Origin of the sequence: Brachybacterium squillarum M-6-3, assembly GCF_000225825.1 — a bacterium.
Taxonomy (GTDB): domain Bacteria; phylum Actinomycetota; class Actinomycetes; order Actinomycetales; family Dermabacteraceae; genus Brachybacterium; species Brachybacterium squillarum.
Window position 1 is genome coordinate 52,827 of record NZ_AGBX01000007.1, and the last position, 17,740, is coordinate 70,566.

16 protein-coding genes are annotated in these 17,740 nt (G+C 73.9%); all 16 read left to right on the forward strand.

Translation table 11 applies throughout. The annotated features are described in order from the left end of the window. Positions 1 to 179: 179 nt before the first annotated feature. The 16 genes from mihF (at position 180) to OM98_RS09885 (ending at position 17,705) form a co-directional block, all read left to right on the forward strand. Positions 180 to 506: an integration host factor, actinobacterial type gene (gene mihF, locus OM98_RS09810; protein WP_010534447.1), complete on the forward strand. Its 327-nt coding sequence runs from the start codon at positions 180 to 182 to the stop codon at positions 504 to 506. Then, complete coding sequence (gene gmk, locus OM98_RS09815; protein ID WP_010534448.1) at positions 503 to 1,093, forward strand: guanylate kinase; 591 nt, start codon at positions 503 to 505, stop codon at positions 1,091 to 1,093. The genes mihF and gmk overlap by 4 nt, the downstream gene beginning before the upstream one ends. A 111-nt stretch (positions 1,094 to 1,204) precedes the next feature. Then, positions 1,205 to 1,567, forward strand: a complete 363-nt coding sequence (gene rpoZ / locus OM98_RS09820; protein WP_010534449.1) for a DNA-directed RNA polymerase subunit omega — start codon at positions 1,205 to 1,207, stop codon at positions 1,565 to 1,567. 1 nt (position 1,568) lies between these two features. Next, complete coding sequence (gene coaBC, locus OM98_RS09825; protein ID WP_010534450.1) at positions 1,569 to 2,876, forward strand: bifunctional phosphopantothenoylcysteine decarboxylase/phosphopantothenate--cysteine ligase CoaBC; 1,308 nt, start codon at positions 1,569 to 1,571, stop codon at positions 2,874 to 2,876. After that, entirely contained in the window at positions 2,873 to 4,081 is a 1,209-nt protein-coding gene (metK, locus tag OM98_RS09830; protein ID WP_010534451.1) for a methionine adenosyltransferase, read from the forward strand. The genes coaBC and metK overlap by 4 nt, the downstream gene beginning before the upstream one ends. Continuing rightward, on the forward strand, positions 4,078 to 4,461 hold the full coding sequence (gene hisI / locus OM98_RS09835) for a phosphoribosyl-AMP cyclohydrolase (protein ID WP_010534452.1): 384 nt from the start codon (positions 4,078 to 4,080) through the stop codon (positions 4,459 to 4,461). The genes metK and hisI overlap by 4 nt, the downstream gene beginning before the upstream one ends. After that, the gene (locus tag OM98_RS09840; protein WP_010534453.1) at positions 4,458 to 6,044 is read left to right on the forward strand and encodes an anthranilate synthase component I; all 1,587 of its coding nucleotides are present in this window, start codon (positions 4,458 to 4,460) and stop codon (positions 6,042 to 6,044) included. Before hisI ends, OM98_RS09840 begins: the two co-directional genes overlap by 4 nt. Then, positions 6,041 to 6,724, forward strand: a complete 684-nt coding sequence (locus tag OM98_RS09845) for a Trp biosynthesis-associated membrane protein (protein WP_010534454.1) — start codon at positions 6,041 to 6,043, stop codon at positions 6,722 to 6,724. Before OM98_RS09840 ends, OM98_RS09845 begins: the two co-directional genes overlap by 4 nt. Positions 6,725 to 6,818: 94 nt before the next feature. Beyond that, complete coding sequence (locus tag OM98_RS09850; protein WP_010534455.1) at positions 6,819 to 7,058, forward strand: HGxxPAAW family protein; 240 nt, start codon at positions 6,819 to 6,821, stop codon at positions 7,056 to 7,058. Then, positions 7,055 to 7,525: a DUF2752 domain-containing protein gene (locus OM98_RS09855; RefSeq protein ID WP_010534456.1), complete on the forward strand. Its 471-nt coding sequence runs from the start codon at positions 7,055 to 7,057 to the stop codon at positions 7,523 to 7,525. The genes OM98_RS09850 and OM98_RS09855 overlap by 4 nt, the downstream gene beginning before the upstream one ends. A 40-nt stretch (positions 7,526 to 7,565) precedes the next feature. Further along, complete coding sequence (gene trpC, locus OM98_RS09860) at positions 7,566 to 8,393, forward strand: indole-3-glycerol phosphate synthase TrpC (protein ID WP_010534457.1); 828 nt, start codon at positions 7,566 to 7,568, stop codon at positions 8,391 to 8,393. Next, positions 8,390 to 9,760, forward strand: coding sequence for a tryptophan synthase subunit beta (trpB, locus tag OM98_RS09865; protein WP_010534458.1), 1,371 nt, complete (start codon positions 8,390 to 8,392; stop codon positions 9,758 to 9,760). The genes trpC and trpB overlap by 4 nt, the downstream gene beginning before the upstream one ends. Further along, positions 9,757 to 10,605, forward strand: a complete 849-nt coding sequence (gene trpA / locus OM98_RS09870; RefSeq protein ID WP_010534459.1) for a tryptophan synthase subunit alpha — start codon at positions 9,757 to 9,759, stop codon at positions 10,603 to 10,605. The genes trpB and trpA overlap by 4 nt, the downstream gene beginning before the upstream one ends. Beyond that, a complete protein-coding gene (lgt, locus tag OM98_RS09875) occupies positions 10,602 to 11,561 on the forward strand; it encodes a prolipoprotein diacylglyceryl transferase (protein ID WP_010534460.1) in 960 nt (319 codons plus the stop codon). The genes trpA and lgt overlap by 4 nt, the downstream gene beginning before the upstream one ends. Positions 11,562 to 11,653: 92 nt before the next feature. Continuing rightward, positions 11,654 to 16,234 (forward strand): glutamate synthase large subunit, encoded by a 4,581-nt coding sequence (gene gltB / locus OM98_RS09880; protein ID WP_010534461.1) that lies wholly within the window; start codon positions 11,654 to 11,656, stop codon positions 16,232 to 16,234. Beyond that, positions 16,227 to 17,705 (forward strand): glutamate synthase subunit beta, encoded by a 1,479-nt coding sequence (locus OM98_RS09885; protein WP_010534462.1) that lies wholly within the window; start codon positions 16,227 to 16,229, stop codon positions 17,703 to 17,705. Before gltB ends, OM98_RS09885 begins: the two co-directional genes overlap by 8 nt. Positions 17,706 to 17,740: the final 35 nt, after the last annotated feature.

The window sequence follows — 17,740 nt, forward strand, 5'->3', positions numbered from 1 at the left end:
GCCGGGCGGGGCCGGGCGCTCGGTCCCGTCCGGATCGCCGGTTCGGCTGCCGTGCAGGCCGCTGATCTGCGAGAGTAGGCGCGGGAAGTGTGCTCCGCCACTCGGATGGGGTTACGCTCTACCCACCGGCGGGGGCTCACCGCCCCCTCGCATCACCAGCTACAGAAGAGGTAAGAATCGTGGCTCTCCCTCCCCTCACTCCCGAGCAGCGCGAAGCGGCCCTGCAGAAGGCGGCCGAGGCCCGCCGCGAGCGCGCCGCCATCAAGGCCCGCCTCAAGGACAGCGCCGGTCGCCGCGGCGAGGAGATCCAGAAGGTCCTCGAGGAGGCCGAGGTCAACGAGGTCGTCGGGCGCCTGCGCGTCGCCGCCCTGCTCGAGGCCCTGCCGGGCGTCGGCAAGGTGAAGGCCCAGCAGATCATGGAGGAGATCGGCATCTCGCCGTCCCGCAAGATCCGCGGCCTGGGTTCGCACCAGGCGGAGAAGCTCGTCGCGCACTTCTCGGAGTGACGACCCCGGGGGAGGCCGGTGCCGCTGCGGCGCCGGCCTCCGTCACCGTGCTCGCCGGCCCCACCGCGGTCGGCAAGGGCACCGTCTCCGCGCGGATCCGTGAGCGGTTCCCCGAGATCTGGCTGTCCGTCTCCGCGACCACCCGCGCCCCGCGCCCGGGCGAGGTCGACGGGGTGCACTACCACTTCGTGAGCGAGGAGGTCTTCACCGAGCTGGTGGAGACCGACCGCATGCTCGAATGGGCCGTCGTCCACGGCCGCCACCGCTACGGCACCCCCCGCGGACCGGTCGAGGAGACCGTCGCCGCCGGACGCCCCGTGCTGCTGGAGATCGACCTGTCCGGGGCCCGTCAGGTGCGGCGGACCCTCCCCGGGGCCCGCTTCGTGTTCCTGGCCCCGCCGGACTGGGACACCCTGGTGGACCGTCTCGTCGGCCGTGGCACCGAGGACGCCGAGGAGCGCGAGCGCCGCCTCACCACCGCTCGGTCGGAGCTGGCCGCCGAGCCCGAGTTCGACGTCACGATCGTCAACGACCGGGTCGAGCGGGCCACCGAGGAGCTCGCCGCCCTGATCGGCGTCGGCGTCTGAGCGCCCGGGGTGCGGGAGGTCACGCGCGCCCCGCCCCGTCGCCCTCGCCCCCACCCGGGCCGAGGGCGTACCCTTGACCGTTGCACGTCCACCATCGAGGAAGGGACTTCCGTGGCCGGAACCGTGGCTCAGCCCGAAGGCATCACCAATCCGCCGATCGACCGTCTGCTGGAGACCGTCGACTCCAAGTACGCCCTGGTGCTGTACGCCTCCCAGCGCGCCCGCCAGATCAACGCCTACTACGAGCAGCTCTCCGAGGGCCTGCTCGAGTTCGTCGGCCCCCTGGTGGACGTCGACAGCCAGGAGAAGGCGCTCTCCATCGCCCTGCGCGAGATCGATGAGGGCCTGCTCACCGTCCGCGAGGTCGACGAGGAGGAATTCGCCGCCGCCCAGGAGCCGGACCCCGACGCCCCGGCCCCGCTCAAGCTCGGCGACGACGCCCCCGAGGCGCCGCTGACGGACTTCACCTTCTGAGATGACCGCGCCCGCCGCCGGGCTCTCCGGAGCCCGGGTCCTGGTCGGCGTCGGCGGCGGCATCGCCGCCTACAAGGCCGCGCACCTGGTGCGCGGCCTTGTCGGTGCCGGGGCAGAGGTGCGCGTGGTCCCCACCGCCTCCTCCCTGGAGTTCATCGGGACGGCCACCTGGGAGGCCCTCAGCCACCACCCGGTGCTCACCAGCGTCTTCCAGGACGTCGACGAGGTCGCCCACGTCCGCCACGGGCAGCAGGCCGACCTGGTCGTCGTCGCGCCCGCCACCGCGGACCTGCTGGCCCGGCTGCGCCAGGGCCGCGCCGACGACATGCTCACCGCCTCCCTGCTGGTCACCCGCGCCCCCGTGGTGCTCGCCCCCGCGATGCACACCGAGATGTGGGAGCATCCCGCCACCACCGAGAACGTGGCCGTGCTGCGCGAGCGCGGCGTCACCGTGCTCGAGCCCGCCGTCGGCCGCCTCACCGGCCCCGACTCCGGCCCCGGCCGCCTGCCCGAGCCCGAGGCGATCCTCGAGGCCGCCCGCGCCGCGATCACCGCCCCCCGCACCGCCGACGGCGCCGTCGCCCGGGACCTGGAGGGCCGGCACCTGCTGATCACCGCCGGCGGCACCCGCGAGGAGCTCGACCCGGTGCGCTACCTCGGCAACCACTCCTCGGGCCGTCAGGGCTTCGCCCTCGCCCACGCCGCCCTCGCCCGCGGCGCCCGCGTCACCCTGCTCGCCGCCAACGTCGACCTCGAGACCCCGCCCGGGGCCGAGCGCGTCGACGTCGGCTCCGCCGCCGAGCTCGCCGCCGCGGTCGAGGAGCGCCTGCCCGGGGCGGACCCGGACACGGACGTGCTGGTCATGGCGGCCGCCGTCGCCGACTTCACCGCCGCCGAGCGCGCCGGCGCCAAGATCAAGAAGGACGAGAGCGCCGGGGAGGGGGAGCGGGAGGAGGTCCCGACCCTCGCCCTGCGCCGCACCCGCGACATCCTGCGCCACAGTGTGAGCCAGCGCGCGCAGGGAGGAGGACCCGTCATCGTCGGCTTCGCCGCCGAGACCGGGGACGCGGACACCCCCGCGCTCGAGCACGCCCGCGCCAAGGCCCGCCGCAAGGGCGCCGACCTGCTGGTCTTCAACGACGTCTCCGCCGGCGTCTTCGGCGGCGCCGAGAACGCGGTGCACCTGCTGGACGCCACCGGCGCCGAGCTCGCCGCCGCCGCGGGGGACAAGACGCAGGTGGCGCATGCGATCCTCGACGCCCTGCCGTCGCGACCCGTCCCCTCCGCCCCCGTACCCTGGACCCCATGAGCACGAGCGAGCTGCGCACCTTCACCTCCGAGTCCGTCACCGAGGGCCACCCCGACAAGATCTGCGACCAGATCTCCGACGCGATCCTCGACGACATGCTCGCCCAGGACACCGCCGCCCGCGTGGCCGTGGAGACGATGGTGACCACCGGCCTGGTGCACGTGGCGGGGGAGGTCCGCACCTCCGGCTACACCGATGTCTCCAGGATCGTCCGCGACGTCATCCGCGACATCGGCTACGACTCCTCCGAGAAGGGCTTCGACGCCGACTCCTGCGGCGTCGAGGTGTCCATCGGCTCCCAGAGCCCCGACATCGCCGCGGGCGTGGACGAGTCCTGGGAGCGCCGCGACGGCGGCGCCACCGAGACCTTCGCCGACCTCGGCGCCGGCGACCAGGGCCTCATGTTCGGCTACGCCTGCCGCGACACCCCCGAGCTGATGCCGCTGCCCGTGCACGCCGCCCACCGGCTCTCCCAGAACCTCTCCGAGGCCCGCCGCCACGGGGTGCTGCCCTACCTCCGTCCCGACGGCAAGACCCAGGTCTCCATCGGCTACGACGACGACGGGGTGGCCCGCAGCGTCGAGGCGATCGTGGTCTCCACCCAGCACGACGAGGACGTCGACGTGCGCGGCCAGCTCGAACCCGGCATCCGCCAGGTCGTCGTCGCCCCCGTGCTCGAGGAGCTCGCCGCCAACGGCCTGGACGTCTCCGACGTGACCTACCACATCAACCCGTCCGGCCGCTTCGTCATCGGCGGCCCCAAGGGCGACGCCGGCCTCACCGGCCGCAAGATCATCGTGGACACCTACGGCGGCATGGCCCGTCACGGCGGCGGCGCCTTCTCCGGCAAGGACCCCAGCAAGGTCGACCGCTCCGGCGCCTACGCCATGCGCTGGGTCGCCAAGAACGTCGTCGCCGCCGGCCTGGCCGAGCGCTGCGAGGTGCAGGTGGCCTACGCGATCGGCGTGGCCGCCCCCGTGGGCCTGTACGTGGACACCCACGGCACCGGCACCGTGCCCGACCACCAGATCGCCCAGGCCGTGCGCAAGGTCTTCGACCTGCGCCCCGCCGCGATCATCGACGCCCTCGACCTGCTGCGCCCGATCTACCACCTGACCTCCGCGCACGGCCACTTCGGCCGCGAGCTGCCCGAGTTCACCTGGGAGCGCACCGACCGCGCGAGCGAGCTGGAGCGCGCCCTGTGACGGCGAGCCCCTCCGCGCTGGCCCCCGAGATCGCGGCGCGCCTGAAGAAGGACCCGGCGGGTCTGGTCACCGCCGTGGTGCAGGACGCGGGCGACGACCGGGTGCTGATGGTCGGCTGGATGGACGAGGAGGCCCTGCACCGCACCCTCACCACGGGTCTGGCGACCTACTGGTCCCGCTCCCGGCAGGAGTACTGGGTCAAGGGCGAGACCTCCGGACACCTGCAGTACGTGCGCTCCCTCGCCCTGGACTGCGACGGCGACACCCTGCTGCTGCGGGTCGACCAGCTCGGCCCCGCCTGCCACCGTGGCACCCCCACCTGTTTCGACGGCGGGGACCTGCCCGCCCGTGTCCTCGACCCCTCGGAGCGCCCCGCATGAGCACCCCCGATCCCACCGTCGCCCCCGAGCCGTACCCGGAGCTGGTCGGCGGGATCGAGGGGGAGCTCCTCGGCGAGGTCTGGCCGGACCGCGAGACCTTCCGTGCCCTCGCCGCCCGCCAGCGCATCGTGCCCGTCACCCTGCGCCTGCTCGCCGACGAGGACACCCCCGTCTCCCTCTACCGCCGCCTCACCGATGGCGAGGACCCCCGCGGCAGCTTCCTGCTGGAGTCCGCCGGGGAGGGCGAGGCCTCCCGCTGGTCCATCATCGGCACCCGCGCCCGCGCCGTGCTCACCGAGAAGGACGGCCGCGCCCACTGGCTCGGCGACGTCCCGGCCGGGCTCTCCGCCGACCTCGACCCGATGCAGGCCCTCGCCGAGATCACCGCGGCCTTCCGCGCCGCCCGGATGCCCCAGCTCCCGCCCTTCACCGGCGGCCTGGTCGGCTTCGTCGCCTACGACGCCGTGCGCCACTGGGAGACGCTCCCGGACGTGCCGCCCGACGAGATCGGGATCCCCGACCTCTCGATGCTGCTGGCCCAGGACGTGGTGGTGCACGACGCCCACGACGGCACCGCCCTCCTGGTCGCCAACGCCCTGAACATCGACGGCACCGACGACCGGGTCGAGGCCGCCTACGACGACGCCGTCTCCCGGCTGGAGGCGATGCGCGAGGCCCTGCACCGTCCCGTCGCGACCGGTCCGCAGGTGTACCGCACCGTCACCGAGCTGGAGCCCAAGGCCCGCACCGCCCAGCTCGACTACGAGGCCGCCGTGCGCGAGGCCGTCCGCGACATCGTCGACGGCGAGGCCTTCCAGGTGGTGCCCTCCCAGCGCTTCTCGCTGCCCACCGCGGCGGACCCGCTGGACGTGTACCGGGTGCTGCGGCGCATGAACCCCAGCCCCTACATGTACCTGCTGCGCAGCTGCGACGCCGCGGGCGAGCCCATCGACGTGGTCGGCGCCAGCCCGGAGTCGCTGGTGACCGTGCGCGGCCGCACCGCCACCACCCACCCCATCGCCGGCTCCCGGCCCCGCGGGGACACCCCCGAGGAGGACCTCGAGCTCGCCGAGGACCTGCTGGCCGACCCCAAGGAGCGCTCCGAGCACCTGATGCTGGTGGACCTGGCCCGCAACGACCTGCAGCGGTTCTGCGAGCCCGGCACCGTGGTGGTGCGCGACTTCATGCACGTCGAGCGCTTCTCGCACATCCAGCACATCGTCTCCACCGTCACCGGGCGGATCCGCGAGGACGCCCGCGCCGACGACGCCCTGCGCGCCACCTTCCCTGCGGGCACCCTCTCCGGCGCGCCCAAGACCTCCGCGATGAAGATCATCGACCGGCTCGAGCCGGTGCGGCGCGGGGTCTACGGCGGCACCGTCGGCTACATCGACTTCGCCGGGGACATGGACATGGCCATCGCCATCCGCACCGCGGTGCTGAAGGACGGCACCGCCCACGTGCAGGCCGGCGGCGGGGTGGTGGCCGACTCGCGGCCCACCGCCGAGCACCGCGAGACCCAGTCCAAGGCCGCCGCCGCGCTGCGGGCCGTGGCCTCCGCCGACACCCTGCGCCGGGCATGAGGGCCGCGGGAGGGACCGACGCCGCCGCGGCGGTCGACACCGCCGGGAGCGCGCGCCCCGCCGGGGGAGGGGCGCCGCGTCTGCTGGGCCGCGCTCCGGTGGTGCTCGCGAGCATCCTCGCCGCCGCCCTGCTGGCCGGCAGCACCCGACCCGTCTGGGTGCAGGCCCTGGCCCCCGATCTCACGGGCACCGAGCAGTCCCTCGCCATCAGCGGCGGGGACGTCGCCCCCGCCGTGCTCGCCCTCGCCCTGGCCGCCCTCGCCGCGTCCGTGGCGACCTCGTTGTCCTCCCGCTGGGTCCGTGTCGTCACCGGTCCGGTGATGGTCCTGACCGGCATCGGCGCCGCCCTGTCCGCCGTCGGCGCCCGGCAGGACCCCGCCGCCGCGGCGGCCGGTGCGGTCGCCGAGGCCACCGGCGTGGTCGGCGGCTCCGTGCAGGCCGAGGCCACCGTTTGGCCGCTGCTCTCCTCCGGCGCCGCGGCCCTCGTCGTCCTGCTCGGCGTGGTGGTCCTCGTCGTCGGCGGGCGCTGGCCCCGCGGCAGCCGCCACCGCAGCGCGGCCCTGGCCGGGCCCGCCCGCATCGACCCGGGGGAGGACCCGGCCGCCGCCTGGGACGCCCTCACCCGCGGGGAGGATCCCAGCGAGGAGGATGACCCGCGTCACGCCGCGGGTCACAGCTGAGCCACCCCCGCGCCGCCCGCCCCGTGCCTGCGCGGGACGGGAGGTGTCGCCGTGGCAGAATGATCGCGACGCCGTCCCGAACTGGAGAAGGACCATGCCGAAGACCTACGCCGTGCCGCCGACCCCGCCCCACAACGAGGGCAAGACCCCGGCCGCCTGGACCCTGTCCCTGGGCGTCGTCATCGGTGCCGTCATCGCCGCCGTCGGCATGATCATGGCCGCCTACCCGGTGATGGCGATCGGTGCGGGCGTGATGCTCCTCGCCGTCGTCGCCGGCATCGTGATGTCCCTGGCCGGTCTCGGGAAGAAGCGCGCCAAGGCAGCGACCTCGTGAGCTCCGCGGTGCGCCCGGAGCGCGGCCCCGCGGCCGCCGCCGGGACCCGCCCCGGCGGACCGCACCGCGCCCTCCTCCCGCTCGGCATCGTCCTCGGCGGCGCCGCGCTGACCCTCCTGCTGCAGGTGGTCTTCGACCCCTTCAGCACCCACGTGCCGCTGTGCCTCGTGCACCAGCTCACCGGGATCGAGTGCCCCGGCTGCGGCGCCACCCGTGCCGTCCACGCCCTGCTGGCCGGCGACCTGCTGCTCGCCCTGCGCAACAACGTCCTCATCGTGGTCGCCCTGCCGCTGACCGTCGCCGGTTTCGTATTCTGGACGGCACGGCGAGTGCAGGGACGCACGACCGACCTGATGCCCTCGCCGGGCGTGGTCCTCGTGCTCGCCGCGATCGTCGGGATCTTCACCGTCCTGCGGAACCTCCCGGCCTTCTGGTTCATCGCCCCCACGTCCCTCGTGGGCGCCTGATCCCGCGCGGATCACGCCCCCGTCCCCGGAGGAGCACGCCGTGACCCTCACCGGAACCGTCCTGGACGAGATCATCGCCGGAGTGCGCGAGGATCTCGCCGACCGTCGCGCCCGCACGTCCGAGGCCGAGCTCGCCGAGCGCGCCGCCGCAGCCGCCCCCGTCCGCGACGCCGCGGCCGCCCTGCGCGGCGACGGCGCCACCCTCGGCCTGATCGCCGAGGTCAAGCGGGCCAGCCCCTCCAAGGGCCACCTCGCGGCGATCCCCGAGCCCGCGACCCTGGCCGGCGCCTATGCCGAGGCCGGGGCCAGCGCCATCAGCGTGCTCACCGAGTCGCGCCGCTTCCGCGGCTCCCTGGACGACCTCGATGCCGTCCGCGCCCGCGTCGACGTGCCCGTGCTGCGGAAGGACTTCATGGTCGAGCCCTACCAGGTGCTCGAGGCCCGCGCCCACGGCGCCGACCTGATCCTGCTGATCGTCGCCGCCCTGACCGACGCGCAGCTGCAGGAGCTCGGCGCCCAGGCCCGCGAGCTCGGCATGCAGGCCCTGGTCGAGACCCACACGGCGGCCGAGCTGGAGCGCGCCCTGGCGCTGGATCCGGCGCTGATCGGTGTCAACGCCCGCGACCTGAAGACCCTCGAGGTCTCCGCCGAGCGCGCCCACGACCTGCTGCGTGAGATCCCCGCCGGCCCGCTGGCGATCGGCGAGTCCGCCGTGCGGCACGTGGGCGACGTCGAGGACTACGCCGCCACCGGCGCGGACGCCGTGCTGGTGGGGGAGGCGCTGGTGATCTCCGGCGACGTGCCCGGCACCGTCGCCGCCTTCCGCGAGGTGCCCCGCCGCGGCCGTGAGACGGGAGCGACCCGATGACCCTGCACGACCCCCGCGCCGCCCACGCGGTCACCCCCGACCTGCGCCGCCCCGAGGGCGCCCTGCGCTCCGCCGAGGGCCCCTACTTCGGGGACTTCGGCGGCCGCTTCCTGCCCGAGGCCCTCGTCCCCGCCCTCGACGAGCTCCGCGAGGTCTACGAGAAGGCCCTGCTCGACCCCGAGTTCCTGGACGAGTACCGCCGTCTGTGCGCCGAGTACACCGGGCGCCCCTCGCTGCTCACCGATGCGCCCCGCTTCTCGCGGCTCGCCGGCGGCGCCCGCGTGCTGCTCAAGCGCGAGGACCTCAACCACACCGGCTCCCACAAGATCAACAACGTGCTCGGGCAGGCCCTGCTCACCCGCCGTATGGGCAAGACCCGCGTGATCGCCGAGACCGGCGCCGGGCAGCACGGCGTGGCCACCGCCACCGCCGCTGCCCTGTTCGGCCTGGACTGCACGATCTACATGGGGGAGGAGGACACCGAGCGGCAGGCGCTGAACGTCGCCCGGATGCGCCTGCTCGGCGCCGAGGTGGTGCCCGTCGCCCAGGGCTCGCGCACCCTCAAGGACGCCATCAACGAGGCCTTCCGCGACTGGGTGGCGAACGTCGAGACCACCCACTACCTGCTGGGCACCGTCGCCGGGCCCCACCCCTTCCCGACCATGGTGCGCGACTTCCACCGCATCATCGGCGAGGAGGCCCGCGCCCAGGTGCTCGAGGCCACCGGTGCCCTGCCCGACGCGGTCGTCGCCTGCGTGGGCGGCGGCTCCAACGCGATGGGCATCTTCCACGCCTTCCTCGACGACCCGGCCGTGCGCCTGATCGGCTGCGAGGCCGGCGGCGACGGCGTGGAGACCGGTCGCCACAGCGCCACGATCGGCGGCGGCACCCCCGGCGTGCTCCACGGCGCCCGCAGCTTCGTGATGCAGGACGAGGACGGTCAGACCGTCCCCTCCCACTCCGTCTCCGCGGGCCTGGACTACCCCAGCGTCGGCCCCGAGCACGCCTGGCTCGCCGCCTCCGGCCGCGCCGAGTACCGCGCCGTGGACGACACCGCCGCGATGGACGCCTTCACCCTGCTCTCGATGACCGAGGGCATCATGCCCGCCATCGAGTCCGCCCACGCCCTCGCCGGTGCTCTCGCCCTGGGGGAGGAGCTGGGCCCGGACGCCACCATCCTGGTGAGCCTCTCCGGCCGCGGCGACAAGGACGTGGACACCGCCTCGCGCTGGTTCGGCCTGATCGACGAGGACGGCGCCGCGACCGCCCCCGGGACCCCCGCCCGTGCCGCCGCCCCCGGCGACCTGGAGGCCCTCGCCGCCCGCGCCCGCGCCACCCTCGACCCGCAGCGGGAGGAGCAGCGATGAGCGCCACCGGCAGCACCGGCCCCGCCGACACCGGGCGTCTCCGCTCCGCCGAGGCCATCGATGCCGCGCGCGCCGAGGGCCGCCCCGCGCTGGTCGGCTACCTGCCCGTCGGCTACCCCGACCTGCCCGGATCGATCGACGCCGCCCGCACCCTGATCGACCACGGCGCCGACGTGATCGAGCTCGGCCTGCCCTACTCCGACCCGGTGATGGACGGGCCCGTGATCCAGCGCGCCGCCGGGGCCGCCCTCGCCGGTGGCACCCGCACCCGCCACGTGCTCGAGGCCGTCGAGGCCCTCTCCGGCCGCGGCGCCGCGATCCTGGTGATGAGCTACTGGAACCCGGTGCTGGCCCACGGCACCGACGCCTTCGCCCGTGACCTCGCCGGCGCCGGCGGGGCCGGTGTGATCACCCCCGACCTGATCCCTGACGAGGGCGCCGACTGGATCGCCGCCAGCGAGGAGCACGGCGTGGACCGGGTCTTCCTGGTCGCCCCCTCCTCCCCGGCGGACCGGCTCTCCTACGTCGTCTCGCAGACCCGCGGTTTCGTCTACGCCGCCAGCACCATGGGCGTCACCGGCACCCGCAGCAGCGTCTCGGACGCCACCGAGGGCCTGGTCGCCCGCACCCGCGCCGCCGGCGCCGAGCGCGTCTGCGTCGGACTCGGCGTCTCCACCGGCGAGCAGGCCGCCCAGGTCGGCGCCTACGCCGACGGCGTCATCGTCGGCTCCGCCTTCGTGCGCGCGCTGCTGGAGGCCGAGCGCGGCGACCTCGCGCCCCTGGCCGCGACCGTCGACGACCTCCGCGGCGGGATCGACCGCGCCCGGCAGGGGGTGGCGCCGTGATCCCCAGCTCCCCGCTCTCCGCGATCTCCCTGGGCCCGCTGACCATCCACTTCTACGCCCTGTGCATCCTCGCCGGCATCGGCGTGGCCCTGTGGTGGGCCACGAAGCGCTGGGAGGCCCGCGGCGGCGACGGCGACGACCTCTTCGACATCTCCTTCGCCGCGATCATCGCCGGCATCATCGGCGCCCGCGTCTGGCACGTCCTCACCTCGCCGGAGCCCTTCTTCGGGGAGGGCGGCAACCCCATCGCCGTGCTGTACATCTGGCAGGGCGGCCTCGCGATCTACGGGGCCGTCGCCGGCGGCGCCCTCGCCGCCTGGGTGATGGCCCGGGCCAAGGGCGTCTCCTTCGCGACCCTCGCCGACACCGTCGCCCCCACCCTGATGGTCGCCCAGATCCTGGGCCGCTTCGGCAACTGGTTCAACCAGGAGCTCTACGGCCCGCCGCTGGACGCCTGGTGGGCCTGGGACGTCACCTGCGTCACCAACGGCACCACCATCGCCGGCTGCGACCCGGGCACCTACCACCCCACGTTCCTCTACGAGCAGCTGTGGAACCTGGTGGGCGTGATCGTGCTGCTGGCCCTCGCGCGCCGCTTCGACCTCGGCGGCGGCCGCGTGTTCTGGGCCTACGTGGGAGTCTATTCGACCGGCCGGGCGTTCATCGATGCGATCCGCAGCGAACCGGTCCTCATGGTCGGCCCGCTGCGCATCCACACCCTCGTCGCCATCGTGATGGCCCTGGTGGCCGTCGCGATGATCGCCATCCTCACCGCGCGGTACCGCCGCCGCGGCTGGGAGGCCAAGGCCGCTGACGGCTCCGGGGAGATCCCCGATCCCGCGCCGTCCCAGGACCAGGACGCCACCCACGTTGCCTCCGCGAGCCGCACCACCGAGGCCGTTGCCCGGGAGGACCCCGGCTCCCGGGCGCCCCGGCCCCGAGACCCCGGCCGCTGAGGCCGGCCCGACCCACGCGCCCCGGCGCCACCACCCCGCGAACCCGGTCCGGTCCCCGCGACCGTCGACCCGAGCACAGAAGGGCAGCGCACATGATCCCCCTCGACTCCCGCTACTCCGCCTTCCCTCCCGCCCAGGGCCTCTACCGTCCCGAGAGCGAGCAGGACTCCTGCGGCGTCGGCATGGTCGCCACCCTGCGCGGCACCCCCGGCCACGACATCGTCGAGGGCGCCCTGACCGCGCTGCGGAACCTCGACCACCGCGGCGCCGTCGGCGCCGAGGAGAACACCGGCGACGGCTCCGGCATCCTCGTGCAGATGCCCGACGCCTTCCTGCGCGCCGTCAGCGGCCTCGAGCTGCCCGAGCTCGGCGCCTACGTCGCCGGCACCGCCTTCCTGCCCGAGGACGAGACCGAGCGCGCCGAGGCCCTCGCCGCGCTGGAGACCATTGCCGGCGAGGAGGGGCTCACCCTGCTCGGCACTCGCGAGGTCCCGATCACCGAGGGCCTGGTCGGCCCCTCCGCCCGCGCCGTGCAGCCCCGCTTCGTGCAGGTCTTCCTCGTCGACACGGCAGGGGAGCGGAGCGGCCTCGCGCTCGAGCGCGCCGCCTTCGCCCTGCGCCGCCGGGTCGAGCACACCACCGCCGCGTACTTCCCCTCCCTGTCCACCCGGGTGATGGTCTACAAGGGCATGCTCACCCCCGGGCAGCTCGACGCCTTCTTCCCCGACCTGCAGGACGAGCGCCTCGTCTCCGAGGTCGCGATCGTCCACTCGCGCTTCTCCACCAACACCTTCCCGGCCTGGCCTCTCGCCCACCCCTTCCGGGTGCTCGCCCACAACGGCGAGATCAACACCGTGATCGGCAACCGCAACCGGGTGCGCGCCGCCGAGGGCGTCATGGACACCGGCGTCTTCGGCGAGGACTTCACCCGCCTGCTGCCGGTGAACTCCGCGGGGGCCTCCGACTCGGCGAGCCTGGACGAGGTGCTCGAGCTGCTGCACCTCTCCGGCCGCTCCCTGCCGCACGCCCTGATGATGCTGGTGCCCGAGCCGTGGGAGAACGACGACTCGATGGACCCGGAGCTGCGGGCCTTCTACGAGTACCACGCGGCCCTGCAGGAGCCGTGGGACGGCCCCGCCTCCCTCGTCTTCACCGACGGCACCCACGTCGGCGCCCGCCTGGACCGCAACGGCCTGCGTCCGCTGCGCTACTGGATCACCGAGGACGACCTGGTCGTGCTCGGCTCCGAGACCGGCCTGCTGGACATCCCCCACGACCAGCTGGTCCGCACCGGCCGCGTCGCCCCCGGCGAGATCTTCCTGCTGGACCTCGAGAACCACCGGGTGGTCGAGAGCGACGAACTCAAGCACGAGATCGCCACCGCCGAGCCCTACGGCAACTGGGTCGCCGAGAAGAAGGTCCACCTGAAGGACCTCCCGCAGCGCGAGCACATCACCCACTCCCGCTCCTCCGTGGTCCGCCGCCAGCAGACCTTCGGCTACACCGAGGAGGAGCTGCGGATCCTGCTGGCCCCCATGGCCACCAAGGCCGCCGAGCCCATCGGCGCGATGGGCACCGACACCCCCATCGCGGTGCTCTCGGACCGTCCGCGACTGCTGTTCGACTACTTCACCCAGATGTTCGCGCAGGTCACCAACCCGCCGCTGGACTCGCTGCGCGAGGAGATCGTCACCAGCCTGGGCGTGACCATCGGCGCCTCGGGCAACCTGCTGGACGCGACCCCCGAGCACGCCCGGCAGCTCGCCCTGGACTTCCCGATCATCGACAACGACCAGCTCGCCACGATCGCCGGGATCCAGTCCGTCGCCCACACCGCGGACTTCCGCGCCGTGCGGCTGAAGGGCCTGTACCACGTGGCCGGCGGCGTGCGGGCCCTCGAGGATCGCCTGCGGGAGCTGTGCGAGGAGGCCGTCACCGCGATCGACGAGGGCGCCACCTTCCTGATCCTCTCGGACCGCGACGCCAACGCCCTGCTCGCCCCGATCCCCTCGCTGCTGCTGACCAGCGCCATCCAGCACCACCTGGTCCGCACCGGCCGCCGCACCCGCGCCGCCCTGATCGTCGAGGCCGGCGACGTGCGCGAGGTCCACCACGCCGCGCTCGTCATCGGCTACGGCGCCAGCGCCGTGAACCCCTACCTGGCGATGGAGAGCGTCGAGGACCTGGTGCGCCGCGGCGTCATCAACGACCTCACCGCGGAGCAGGCCGTCCACAACCTCAACTACGCCCTCGGCAAGGGCGTCCTGAAGATCATGTCCAAGATGGGCATCGCCACCGTCGCCTCGTACCGCGGCGCGCAGATCTTCGAGGCCGTGGGCCTGTCCCAGGAGCTCGTGGAGGCCTGGTTCCCCGGCACCATCTCCCGCATCGGCGGCATCGACCTCGAGGTCATCGCCGCCGAGAACGCGGCCCGCCACGCCCTGGCCTACCCCGTGGAGGGCGGACGCCCCGCGCACCGCCGCCTCCCCGTCGGCGGTGAGTACCAGTGGCGCCGCGAGGGCGAGCCGCACCTGTTCACCCCCGAGGCCGTCTTCCGCCTGCAGCACTCCACCCGCAGCCGGCAGTACGACGAGTTCCGCCAGTACACCGACGACATCGACGACCAGACCCAGCGGCTGATGACCATCCGCGGTCTGCTGCAGCTGCAGAAGGAGCAGGCCACCCCGATCCCGATCGAGGAGGTCGAGCCCGTCGAGTCGATCACCCGGCGTTTCATGACCGGGGCGATGAGCTACGGCTCCATCTCCCAGGAGGCGCACGAGACCCTCGCCATCGCCATGAACCGCCTGGGCGGCATGTCCAACAGCGGCGAGGGCGGCGAGGACCCGGAGCGCCTGCGCGACCCCGAGCGCTCCAGCGCGATCAAGCAGATCGCCTCCGGCCGTTTCGGGGTGACCAGCGAGTACCTCACCTTCGCCAAGGACATCCAGATCAAGGTGGCCCAGGGCGCCAAGCCCGGCGAGGGCGGCCAGCTGCCCCCGGAGAAGGTCTACCCGTGGATCGCCAGCACCCGGCACTCCACCCCGGGCATCGGCCTGATCTCCCCGCCGCCTCACCACGACATCTACTCGATCGAGGACCTGGCCCAGCTGATCCACGACGCGAAGTCCGCCAACCCCGCGGCGCGCATCCACGTCAAGCTGGTCTCCCGCTTCGGCGTGGGCACCGTCGCCACCGGCGTCTCCAAGGCCCATGCCGACGTGGTGCTGATCTCCGGGCACGACGGCGGCACCGGCGCCAGCCCCATGAACTCCCTCAAGCACGCGGGCACCCCCTGGGAGATCGGCCTCGCCGAGACCCAGCAGACCCTGCTGCTGAACGGGCTGCGCGACCGCATCACCGTGCAGGTCGACGGGCAGATGAAGACCGGCCGCGACGTGGTCATCGCCGCCCTGCTGGGCGCCGAGGAGTACGGCTTCGCGACCGCCCCGCTGGTGGTCTCCGGCTGCGTCATGATGCGCGTGTGCCACCTGGACACCTGCCCCGTCGGCGTGGCCACCCAGAACCCCGAGCTGCGCGCCCGCTTCACCGGCCACGCGGACCACGTGGTGACCTTCTTCGAGTTCATCGCCGAGCAGGTCCGCGAGCACCTCGCCGCCCTGGGCCTGCGCTCCCTGGACGAGGCCATCGGCCGCACCGACCTGCTCGGCCTGCAGGACGGCGAGCAGGCCCGCAACGCGCTGGCCACCGCCAAGCACCGCGGGCTGGACCTGGAGGCGATCCTCGCCGCCCCCGAGATCAAGGAGGGCGACCACGTGCGCCGCCTGCGCGGCCAGGACCACCACCTGGACCAGGCCGCCGACCACCCCTGGATCGAGGCCGCCGAAGCCGTCATCGAGGGCCGGGAGTCCTCCGTGCACCTCACGGACACCATCCGCAACGTGCAGCGCTCCACCGGCACCCTGCTCGGCCACGAGGTCACCCGCCGCACCGGCGCCGAGGGCCTCGCCGAGGACGCGATCCTGCTGGACCTCGAGGGCACCGGCGGCCAGTCGCTCGGCGCCTTCCTGCCCCGCGGCGTGACCATCCAGCTGCGCGGCGACACCAACGACTACGTCGGCAAGGGCCTCTCCGGCGGCATCATCGCGATCGGCCACGGCGCCGGCACCGCCGCCTCCCTGACCTCCGCCGCCGTCGCGGGCAACACCTGCGCCTACGGCGCCACCAGCGGCCGTCTCTACCTCGCGGGCGCCGCGGGGGAGCGCTTCGGGGTGCGCAACTCCGGGGCGACCCTGGTCGTCGAGGGCATCGGCGACCACGGCGCCGAGTACATGACCGGCGGCGCCGTCGTGATCCTCGGCCCCACCGGACGCAACCTCGGGGCCGGCATGAGCGGCGGCACCCTGTTCGTCCTCGACCTGGACGAGCGGGACGTGAACCCCGCCGAGGCCGCGACCTTCGAGATCGGCCCGGTGCGGGAGGACCACCGCGAGTTCGTGCTCTCCGAGATCCGCGAGCACGCCCGCCGCACCGGCTCCGACCGCGCGACGGCCCTGCTGGCCGACGAGGAGGAGCTGCTGGGACGTCTCACCGAGATCTCCCCGCGCGCCTTCCTGCGCATCACCGGCATCCGCGAGGACGCCCTCGCCGCCGGCATCGACCCCAACTCGAACGAAGTCTGGAACACCATCATGGAGGCGACCCATGGCTGATCCCCGCGGATTCCTGCGCACGCGCGATCGCGAGCTGCCCACCCGCCGTCCGGTGCCCGTGCGCCTGATGGACTGGCGCGAGGTCTACGAGGCCCGGGAGAAGGGCACCCTGGACGTCGTCTCCCGGCAGGCGGGACGCTGCATGAACTGCGGCATACCCTTCTGCCACCAGGGCTGCCCGCTGGGCAACCTGATCCCCGAGTGGAACGACCTGGTGTACCGGGGCGACTGGGAGGAGGCCATCGAGCGTCTCCACGCCACCAACAACTTCCCCGAGTTCACCGGCCGCGCCTGCCCCGCGCCCTGCGAGTCCAGCTGCGTGCTGGGCATCAACCAGCCGGCCGTGACCATCAAGAACGTCGAGGTCTCGATCGTGGACCGCGCCTTCGAGGAGGGCTGGGTGCAGCCCGTCGAGGCTCCGCGCCAGACCGGCCGTTCCGTCGCCGTCGTCGGCTCCGGCCCCGCCGGGCTCGCCGCCGCCCAGCAGCTCACCCGCGCCGGGCACTCCGTCGTCGTCTTCGAGCGGGACGACCGCCTCGGCGGCCTGCTGCGCTACGGCATCCCCGAGTTCAAGCTCGAGAAGCGCCACATCGAGCGTCGCCTGGAGCAGATGCGCGCCGAGGGCACCCGCTTCCGCACCGGCGTGGACGTCGGCGGCAGCGGCGAGGGCGCGATCTCCGTCGAGGACCTGCGCGCCCGCTTCGATGCGGTCGTCGTCACCACCGGCGCCTCCCGCCCCCGGGACCTGCCCGTCCCCGGCCGCGAGGCCACCGGCATCCATCCCGCGATGGACTACCTCACCCAGGCCAACCGGCAGGTGGAGGGCGACACCCTCGAGGACGCCATCTCCGCCGAGGGCAAGGACGTGGTGATCATCGGCGGCGGCGACACCGGCGCCGACTGCCTGGGCACCGCCCTGCGCCAGGGCGCCCGCTCCGTGACCACGCTCGCCATCGGCACCCAGCCGCCCACCGAGCGCACCGAGGACCAGCCCTGGCCCATGCACCCGGTGCTGTTCGAGGTCTCCACCGCTCACGAGGAGGGCGGCGACCGCTCCTTCCTCGCCTCCACCACCGGCTTCGAGGTGGGGGAGGACGGCGGCGTGACCGGCCTCAAGGTCGCCCGCACCCAGTACCGGGACGGCAAGCGGCTGCCCACCCCGGGCACCGACACCGTGCTGCCCGCCACCCTGGTCCTCATCGCGATGGGCTTCACCGGCCCCCAGCAGGAAGGCCTGGTCGACACGCTCGGCATCGAGCTCGACGGTCGCGGCAACATCGTCCACGACCAGGAGTGGGAGACCAGCGTCCCGGGCGTGTTCACCGCCGGCGACTGCGCCCGCGGCCAGAGCCTCATCGTGTGGGCCATCGCGGAGGGCCGCTCCTGCGCCGCCGCCGTGGACCGCCACCTGATGGGCGGCACCAACCTCCCCGCGCCCGTGAGGTCCGGGGAGCGGGCCATCGCGGTGTGAAAGACTAGGGGCGACGACGCGATGCTGCGGTCCGC

What these genes read in the sequence shown, in the direction of transcription:
- gltB (WP_010534461.1), top strand. Translation starts at nt 11,654, where the DNA reads ATGATCCCCCTCGACTCCCGCTACTCCGCCTTCCCTCCCGCCCAGGGC.
- trpB (WP_010534458.1), top strand. Translation starts at nt 8,390, where the DNA reads ATGACCCTGCACGACCCCCGCGCCGCCCACGCGGTCACCCCCGACCTG.
- OM98_RS09885 (WP_010534462.1), top strand. Translation starts at nt 16,227, where the DNA reads ATGGCTGATCCCCGCGGATTCCTGCGCACGCGCGATCGCGAGCTGCCC.
- OM98_RS09850 (WP_010534455.1), top strand. Translation starts at nt 6,819, where the DNA reads ATGCCGAAGACCTACGCCGTGCCGCCGACCCCGCCCCACAACGAGGGC.
- coaBC (WP_010534450.1), top strand. Translation starts at nt 1,569, where the DNA reads ATGACCGCGCCCGCCGCCGGGCTCTCCGGAGCCCGGGTCCTGGTCGGC.
- OM98_RS09840 (WP_010534453.1), top strand. Translation starts at nt 4,458, where the DNA reads ATGAGCACCCCCGATCCCACCGTCGCCCCCGAGCCGTACCCGGAGCTG.
- metK (WP_010534451.1), top strand. Translation starts at nt 2,873, where the DNA reads ATGAGCACGAGCGAGCTGCGCACCTTCACCTCCGAGTCCGTCACCGAG.
- OM98_RS09845 (WP_010534454.1), top strand. Translation starts at nt 6,041, where the DNA reads ATGAGGGCCGCGGGAGGGACCGACGCCGCCGCGGCGGTCGACACCGCC.
- trpA (WP_010534459.1), top strand. Translation starts at nt 9,757, where the DNA reads ATGAGCGCCACCGGCAGCACCGGCCCCGCCGACACCGGGCGTCTCCGC.